Origin of the sequence: Mesorhizobium sp. M7A.F.Ca.AU.002.02.1.1 (genome assembly GCF_003998535.1) — a bacterium.
GTDB classification, from domain to species: Bacteria; Pseudomonadota; Alphaproteobacteria; order Rhizobiales; family Rhizobiaceae; genus Mesorhizobium; species Mesorhizobium ciceri.
In genome coordinates this window covers 1-1,963 of sequence record NZ_RZPB01000957.1, presented here as the reverse complement: position 1 = coordinate 1,963, position 1,963 = coordinate 1, and the positions used below count along the sequence as shown (strand labels likewise).

The following is a 1,963-nucleotide window of genomic DNA, read 5'->3' as shown; positions in this document are numbered from 1 at the left end:
CGGCGGCAGCGCGTTTGGCTGATGGCTTCCCCCACTCCGTCGAGCGTAGCTCGACGGAGTGGGGGTCGACCTTTCACCGAAGCGATGCTTCCGCCTGGCACTCAGGCGAGCGCCAACGACAGGTTTTTCCGGCGCTAGTTTAATAGACTGCCCAGCTGTGTTAGGCCGAAACATTCCCCGCTCGAGGACAGACATGGCCGGCACATCGCGAAAATATCCCATGCTGCGGCGTTCGCGCGCGATGTGGGGCTCACGGCGGGTCTGGCAGCCGCGCCTGGTGTTCTGGGCCGGCGCGCTTGGCATCGGTGTGATCAGCGTGCTGTTCGCGGTGCTGGCCGACAGGGCGCAGGAACTGTTTCAACTGATGACAGGAGATGCAGGCGGCTGGCGTTTCTATCTGCCGCTTGCCATTACGCCGTTGGGTTTCGTGCTGTGCGCCTGGCTTGCCCACACCTTCTTTCCCGGTTCGCAAGGCAGCGGCATTCCGCAGGCGATCGCCGCCCGCCATCTGCGTGACGACGAGGACCGCAGCCACATCCTGTCCCTCAAACTGGTGGCCGGCAAAATCATGCTCACCATCGTCGGCCTGTTCTGCGGCGCCTCGATCGGCCGCGAGGGTCCGACGGTGCAAGTCGGCGCGTCGCTGATGCTGCAGGCGGCACGCTGGGGCGGCATGGTGCAGGCCCGGGGTCTGATCCTGGCCGGGTCGGCCGCCGGGATTGCCGCCGCCTTCAACACGCCGCTGGCCGGCATCGTCTTCGCCATCGAGGAGATGGGCCGCACCTATGAGGCGCGAACCAACGGGCTGGTGCTGACGGCGGTGATCCTGGCCGGTCTCGCTTCGCTCGGGCTGCTCGGCAACTACACCTATTTTGGCGTCGCCAGGGACACCATCTCGTTTGCCGCCGAGTGGCCGCTGGTGATTGCCTGCGGCGTCATCGGCGGCGGGTTCGGCGCGCTGTTCTCGCTGCTGGCGTTGAAGGCGACGCGGCGGATCCGGCGCTGGAACACTGGGCAGCCTTTGCGGCGCGCCCTGATCGTGGCCGCAATCTGCGGGCTTGCGGTGGCGGTGATCGGCATTGCCTCGGGCGGGCTGACCTTCGGCACCGGTTACGTGCAGGCGCGGGGCGCCGTCGAAGGCACGCCGCTGCCGTGGTTCTTCTTCGCCGAAAAGTTCCTGGCGGGATTGCTGTCGATGATCTCGGGCATTCCGGGCGGTATCTTCGCGCCCTCGCTGGCTGTCGGCGCCGGCATCGGCAGTTCGCTCGGCCTCCTCTTTGGCGCGAGCACTGGGGTGGCGGCACTGCTCGGCATGGCCGGCTATTTCGCCGGTGTGGTGCAAGCGCCGATGACGGCCTTCGTCATCATCCTGGAGATGACCGGCAATCACGACAATGTCATCGCGCTGATGCTGGCCTCGATGCTGGGCTACGGCACGGCGCGCATGATCTCGCACGAGCCGCTCTATCACGCGCTATCGCGTGTCTTCATCGCCGAGGCGATCCGGCGCCGCCGGGCGGAGGCCGGGCCGGGGCAAGTATGAAAGAAAAAAGGCCGGACTTCGCGGCCCGGCCTTTCCCTCAAAAAAGTAGCTTTGCCTATTTACACTTGGCGATCGATGTCAGCGCCGCCGAAATGCCCTTCAGAGAGAAGACATAGGAGGTGGGATTGCCGCGGCCGGACTTCGCCGTCACCTTCATGTCGGTGCCGGTCTTCATGGCGGCGATCAGTACCGGCTCCTCGGCGGCATTCTCGACCCAGGCCGATTTGCCGCGCGTGAACATCGAAAACGTCTTCTTGTCGATGGTCACGGTGGCCTTGGAGCCTTCCTGGAAATTGTAGCCGGCAATGAATTGCGGCTCGTAGGACACTTGCTGGCCGGGCCGCTGGCTGACGAAGAAGAACATATCGCCATGGTCGAGCGTGGGCGGCTGCTTGTCGGTCGGCACGGTCAGGACCTGTC

2 protein-coding genes are annotated in these 1,963 nt (G+C 65.2%); one reads left to right on the top strand and one right to left on the bottom strand.

All coding sequences use genetic code 11. The features are described from left to right. Positions 1-193 precede the first annotated feature (193 nt). Positions 194-1,543: a chloride channel protein gene (locus tag EN879_RS33755; RefSeq protein WP_063169552.1), complete on the top strand. Its 1,350-nt coding sequence runs from the start codon at positions 194-196 to the stop codon at positions 1,541-1,543. A gap of 55 nt (positions 1,544-1,598) precedes the next feature. On the opposite strand, the gene EN879_RS33750 is transcribed toward EN879_RS33755, so the two are convergent. Further along, positions 1,599-1,963, bottom strand: a 365-nt coding sequence (locus EN879_RS33750) for an invasion associated locus B family protein (protein WP_127274599.1), incomplete at its 5' end; no start/stop codon positions are given.